At 33.7% G+C, this 5,818-nt stretch carries 7 protein-coding genes; 5 read left to right on the top strand and 2 right to left on the bottom strand.

The window, feature by feature from the left end; genetic code table 11:
* The 3 genes from HRT72_01790 to HRT72_01800 form a co-directional block, all read left to right on the top strand.
* On the top strand, nucleotides 1-1,427 hold a 1,427-nt coding region (locus HRT72_01790; GenBank protein NQY66444.1), incomplete at its 5' end, for a TonB-dependent receptor.
* Nucleotides 1,427-2,080, top strand: a complete 654-nt coding sequence (locus tag HRT72_01795; GenBank protein ID NQY66445.1) for a DUF4249 domain-containing protein — start codon at nucleotides 1,427-1,429, stop codon at nucleotides 2,078-2,080. The genes HRT72_01790 and HRT72_01795, both read left to right, overlap by 1 nt.
* Nucleotides 2,081-2,110: 30 nt before the next feature.
* Nucleotides 2,111-2,392, top strand: a complete 282-nt coding sequence (locus tag HRT72_01800) for a DUF4249 family protein (GenBank protein NQY66446.1) — start codon at nucleotides 2,111-2,113, stop codon at nucleotides 2,390-2,392.
* On the opposite strand, the gene HRT72_01805 is transcribed toward HRT72_01800, so the two are convergent.
* Together HRT72_01805 and HRT72_01810 are read right to left on the bottom strand one after the other, a co-directional pair.
* Nucleotides 2,381-3,100: a glycosyltransferase family 2 protein gene (locus tag HRT72_01805; protein ID NQY66447.1), complete on the bottom strand. Its 720-nt coding sequence runs from the start codon at nucleotides 3,098-3,100 to the stop codon at nucleotides 2,381-2,383. The genes HRT72_01800 and HRT72_01805 overlap by 12 nt on opposite strands.
* Before the next feature lie 9 nt (nucleotides 3,101-3,109).
* Nucleotides 3,110-3,910 carry an SdiA-regulated domain-containing protein gene (locus HRT72_01810; GenBank protein NQY66448.1) on the bottom strand — a complete coding sequence of 267 codons (801 nt, stop codon included), beginning with the start codon at nucleotides 3,908-3,910 and terminating at the stop codon, nucleotides 3,110-3,112.
* Between the two features lie 190 nt (nucleotides 3,911-4,100).
* Here HRT72_01810 and HRT72_01815 point away from each other — a divergent pair, with 190 nt between their 5' ends.
* Entirely contained in the window at nucleotides 4,101-5,402 is a 1,302-nt protein-coding gene (locus HRT72_01815; protein ID NQY66449.1) for a glycosyltransferase, read from the top strand.
* A 20-nt stretch (nucleotides 5,403-5,422) separates the two neighbouring features.
* Nucleotides 5,423-5,818: N-acetyl sugar amidotransferase (locus tag HRT72_01820; protein ID NQY66450.1), on the top strand; the 396-nt coding region annotated here is incomplete at its 3' end.

Consider the following 5,818-nt stretch of genomic DNA (forward strand, 5'->3'; position numbering starts at 1 on the left):
TAATTGCCTATTTAGGAAACGACAAAGGATATGGAATAGAAAAAGGATCTTTTACCAATGATGATGGGACAAAATTCTCAAATAAAAATGAATTTCTATTGCGATGGGGCAATGCAATCACTTCTGTTCGTTGGAATCATATCCTCGGCAATAAATTATTTATGAACACTGCCGTACGGTATAGTAAGTATAAGTTTCTTATTGGCAATGAGATGGAAAATGAGATAAAGATGGATGATAGAACTACGAACGAGTCGTTTTTGTTTGAATACAGTTCTAGTATAGAGGACTGGGCGGGAAATATAGATTGGGATTGGGTTCCTAACTCTAATAATTACGTTAGGTTCGGTGTTGGAAATATATACCATACGTTCACTCCTGGGGTAACACAACTTCAATATAATACAGATTCTTCACCAGAATTGGATACTACTTATGGCTCACAAGTTCATACTGCTCATGAATGGTATTCATATATCGAAGATGAAATTAAAATAGGCGATAAATTTAAAGGGAATGTAGGATTGCATTTTACTGGGTTTTTAGTGGGTGGAAAGAATTATTTGTCTTTGCAACCTAGGTTATCTGGTAGATATCTTCTTGGTAGCAAATCATCCATAAAAGCGAGTTACACTTACATGACGCAGTTTTTGCATTTGTTAACGAATTCGGGTATCGGCTTGCCAACAGATTTGTGGTTGCCTGCTACAGAAAGGGTGAAACCTCAAAACTCCCATCAATGGGCGACTGGTTTCGCAAGAACGTTCAAAAAGAAGTATGAGGTATCGATTGAAGGATATTATAAAGCAATGGATAACCTCATTGAATATAAGGAAGGTGCTTCCTTTTTTGATAGTGATAAGGATTGGCAAGACAAGATAGAGACTGGTAAAGGATGGTCTTATGGAGGTGAAATATTGATCGAAAAGAAAATCGGGAAAATAACAGGATGGGTAGGGTATACGTTGTCTTGGAGTAATAGACAATTTGATAATTTGAATTTTGGCGAGGTATACCCATACCGATATGATAGAAGAAATGATATAGGATTGGCACTTACATACGAGGTAAATGATAATGTAAACTTTGGCTTAGTGTGGGTATATGGTACAGGAAACGCTGTTACCGTTGCTTTTGAAAGATACCTGCCATCTGCTGATGGCCTAAACTACTACAGTTCTATCGAACACATTGAGAGTAGAAATAATTACCGTATGCCCTCTTATCATCGTTTGGACTTTGGAGTGAATTTAAAGAAAGAAAAGAAATGGGGTACCAGAACTATTAATTGGGGTGTTTACAATGCCTATAACCGGAAAAATCCATTCTACTTAGCTTTTGAAGACGAGATCAATAATGGCCGGAAGCTCTATCAATACAGTCTGTTTCCATTGATACCTTCTTTTACTTATAACTTTGAGTTTTAATGAAGAATTATTATTACCTATTGATAATCTCTGTTTCATTTAGTATTTCTGCTTGTAAAAAAGAAATTCCTTTTGATGATGATGTTACGACGGATAAATTGGTAGTTAATTCAATACATTCTCCGGATAATAATTGGCAAGTACAAGTAACACATAGTGTCGGCCAACTGGAGTCTATAAGATCAAATACAGTAGAAAATGCTCAGGTATTTATAACGGACCTTGAAGGAAATTTAATAGACTCGCTTGTCTTCAACACCGTTAATGCTAACTCAGTTTTTGATTTTGATGGAGACTATATTGGGACTATGAATCCCATTATTGGAAATTATTATCGAATAGAAGTTTCGGCCGAAGGTTATGAAACTGTATCGGCAGTTAATAATATACCTTCTTCCGTAGAGATATCCTTATTGGATACAGGGCAAACGATAATTAATGGAGACAAACATTTGCAACTAACAATTAGTTTTGAAGATCCGGCAAGCGAGATAAATTATTATTATTTAACTGTAACAGAGATTAGCCCTCGGTCTACATATAATGGTTTTGTAAATGACGGATGGTGTCCGGAATGTGATTCTGCTTTGGTAGAAAGCAGTATGTATTTTAAAGTAGAGGATGTAAATAATTCGGATGAGGGATACTATTAAGGTAATTCAAATATTAATTTTTCGGATGAGATGTTTAATGGCGGGACGAAAACAATGTCTTTGGCTCTAGAATATCATGACTTAGGTAATATGCTAGTTAGAGTTAATTTGTACAATATTTCTCGCGAATTATTTTTCTATAATAGAAGTTTCGAATTGTATAATGAATCCTATGGTAATCCGTTTGCTCAGCCCGTACAGGTTTACAGTAATATTGAGAATGGTTTTGGGATATTTGCAGGAAGAAATAAAAGCTATAAGGAGATTAGCGTAGAGTATCCTGATTTGAGTAATAGTTTTTTATCGTATTAGCCAATATTTAATAATACAGTAGATGGCCCTTACTCCATCTTTCCAGCCTATTTTTTTACCCTCATCATATGTTCTGCCATAATATGAAATACCCACTTCGTAGATTCGAACATCTTTAATTCTTGAAATCTTACTTGTTACTTCTGGTTCAAAACCAAAACGTTTCTCTTTTAAATCTATAGACTGAATCAACTTTGTGTTGAACAGCTTATAGCATGTTTCCATGTCCGTTAGATTTAAGTTGGTCAGAATATTAGAAAGGGTAGTGAGTAGTTTGTTTCCCAAAGTATGCCAGAAGAATAATATTCTGTGCGGATTACTCCCAATAAATCTAGACCCATATACCACATCTGCAAAGCCCCTTACAACAGGCTTAAGCAAATCGTTATACTCTAATGGATCGTATTCTAGATCGGCATCTTGAATTATTAAGAATTCTCCAGTTGCTTTAGAAATTCCAGTATGTAATGCTGCTCCTTTTCCCTTGTTATTAGCATGGCTTTGGAGAGATATGTTTGCTGAAGGATTATCTTTAATGTAAGCCGAAATAGCTTGCTCTGTATTATCGGTTGAACAATCATCTACGATAATTATTTCTTTTGATATTTGGTTAACCAATGTAACCGAGTTAATCTTATCGAGTATTAGATGAATCGTGCGCTCTTCATTATATACGGGAATAATAATCGATAATTTTTGGATGATCATTTCTGCCAATTAAAATTTATACAACGTTGAATTGTCATCTTCTGAAATCTCATTTGAAATAAATAAGTTGCCTTCAGAATCAAAACAAATGCCTTCTGGTTGAGGAAAACGTTCTAAATCAAGCTTGACAATACTTTCAACCTCTCCGGTTTTAAGTGAAAATACAATTAGCTCATTGCTTCTTCTATGCGAAATAACAAAGACCTTACTTTTTTCCTTGTTGATGCATATTCCAGATAATCCTACTTCATGATCTAATTCTAATTTGAATGCAAGTTCTGTTTTTTTAGAATTGATATTGTATCTATAAATGCCATTATAAGATTCTTCTTTTCCATATAATCCAGAAGCATCTCTCAGAACCAGAAAAAGGGTTGTGTCAGATTCAATACAAAGACCTTCAATTTGATTATCCCATTCAAATGGAAGCTGGTGTTTTTTTAGTTTGTCAGTTTCTTCGTTATATCGAAACAATAAACCTTCACTGTTAATTACATAGAAATAGGGCTTTATATAAGTAATACCCTCGTAATCCCCATAATATGCGAATTTTATTTTCCTTTTAACTGATGCCCATTTTGTATCCCATAAAAAGATTACACCTTCTTCGTCATTAACACAAGCTATTGTGTTTTCAGCATAAGATGTAATTCCAGAAATTTCTTCTAGTCTGTCAGGTAAAATCCAAGCTTGTTGAGGATTAGAAAAATCGTACGACTCAAAAGAAGTTTTGTTGTTATCGTTTTTCTGTGCTTGTAAATTGATTACTGCAGAGAAAATAAACGACAATAAAAGAAGAACTAACCGCATAACATTAAATATTAAAATACTTTATTGAATTTACTAATTATGTATTGATACGCGATATTTTCGTTGCCTTATTACATTTCATATTTTGCATCATGGTGGATTCTTTTAGTGATCATTTCTTGTATATTTAAAAGGTTAGTTTACATAAGAATCTAATTCTTTTTAAAATATAATGGTTTTTTAGAATAGCATGCCGAGTAGAAAGAATATTGTAATTTTTGTTACTGCTTATCCATATGGCTTTGGAGAGGCATTTTTTGAAGAAGAAATTAAAGTCTTAGATCAAAATTTCGATCACATAAGAATCGTTATTACAACAGATCAGAAACTTTCCGATACAAAAACATTTTGCCTTCCAACTAAGGTTAAATTAGTTAAACTCACTGACTATAAGAAGTCTATTGATCTTTCTAATAAGTTTAGCTCGTTGTTCTCAATAGGCGTTTGGGTTCAGTTGTATTTAGCGAAGTTTAAGCATCTTGTGCCTTTCTCTGTGGGTCTTGTTGCGCAAATTGTTAATTGCTCGCGTAAAGGGAAGGCGGTAGAAATGGCTATCGAACGATTTATTGCTAATGTCGGGATTGAAGCTAAAAATACAATGTTTTATAGTTATTGGTGCGATAGTACGGCAATTGCATTGGCTAATATGGCAAGTAAGGATGATTCAATAAAGTTTATTACCAGAATGCATAGATGGGATTTGTATTATGAAAAGCACAAAATTCCATTTTTACCATTTAGAGAGTTGATTCTATCATTTGCTCATAGAGTAATTTGTATATCTGAAGACGGTAAGGATTACCTGAGTAAAAAAGACTTAATAGAAGACCCCACTAAGATTATTGTGAGCAAACTGGGGGTGAAAGAATTAGGGCTGAATGTTGCTTATTCAGATAAGAGTTCTGCCGTGCAACTTGTTGTATTGTCTTTATCTCTAATTAGTCCTGTTAAGCGCTTAGATAAGTTAGTAACGGCTCTTTCACAAATATCTAATATTGAAATTCACTGGCATCATATAGGGGGGGGAGAGAAGGAATTTGAAGATGAAATTGAAAATACTATTAATGAAAAATTAAATAATAAGCCTAATGTCAAGGTTGTATTTCACGGGATGAAAAACAAGAAAGAAATAGATGTTTTTTTAGTTAATCAACCTATTAACATATTTGTAAATTGTAGTGATAGTGAAGGGATTCCTGTGTCAATTATGGAAGCAATGTCGGCAAGTATTCCAGTAATTGCTTATAACGTTGGTGGTATTTCTGAAATTGTAACTACTAAGAATGGAATTCTGTTGGAACAAGATAATGACGATTCAGCTCAATGTTTAACAGAGGCTTTGCAGGATTTCAGTCAACTGCCAAATGAGGAGAAAATTGAAATGTCTAATAATGCACGACGTACATGGCGAGATAAATATAATGCAAAACAGAATTTCGAATTTATGGTAGACATTCTTAATAATAATGAAAAAGTTATTGATGGAATGTAGTAGGTGTTTAATTGCGATCGATGTTTATCCGGACATTAGATTCGGATGGTGTTTGCAATGTCTGCCACGTTGTAGATAAGAGGCATCGTGCAATTAATTTATTAAAAGAGAATAATTATTTTGAAGGCGTATTATCTGAAATAATAGAATATAAATCTCCTAAAGGCTATAACTGTATTGTTGGGTTAAGTGGTGGAGCAGATAGTTCTTATTTAACTGTTAAAGCAAAGGAACTTGGTTTAAACCCCTTGTTAGTCTATATAGATAATGGCTGGAATACTGAAGTTTTGGTTTCTAATATTCAATGTCTAATTAAAAAATTAGGGTTTGAACTATACACTATAGTAATAGACTGGAATGAGATAAAGGATCTGGTCAGATCCTTTTTAAAGGCAGGAGTAATAGATATTTACTGG

This window comes from Flavobacteriales bacterium (assembly GCA_013214975.1).
Lineage (GTDB): Bacteria > Bacteroidota > Bacteroidia > DT-38 > DT-38 > DT-38.

Excerpts from the sequence above, each read along its gene's own strand:
- HRT72_01805 (NQY66447.1), bottom strand. The coding sequence starts at position 3,100 with ATGATCATCCAAAAATTATCGATTATTATTCCCGTATATAATGAAGAG.
- HRT72_01815 (NQY66449.1), top strand. The coding sequence starts at position 4,101 with ATGCCGAGTAGAAAGAATATTGTAATTTTTGTTACTGCTTATCCATAT.
- HRT72_01800 (NQY66446.1), top strand. The coding sequence starts at position 2,111 with ATGTTTAATGGCGGGACGAAAACAATGTCTTTGGCTCTAGAATATCAT.
- HRT72_01795 (NQY66445.1), top strand. The coding sequence starts at position 1,427 with ATGAAGAATTATTATTACCTATTGATAATCTCTGTTTCATTTAGTATT.
- HRT72_01810 (NQY66448.1), bottom strand. The coding sequence starts at position 3,910 with ATGCGGTTAGTTCTTCTTTTATTGTCGTTTATTTTCTCTGCAGTAATC.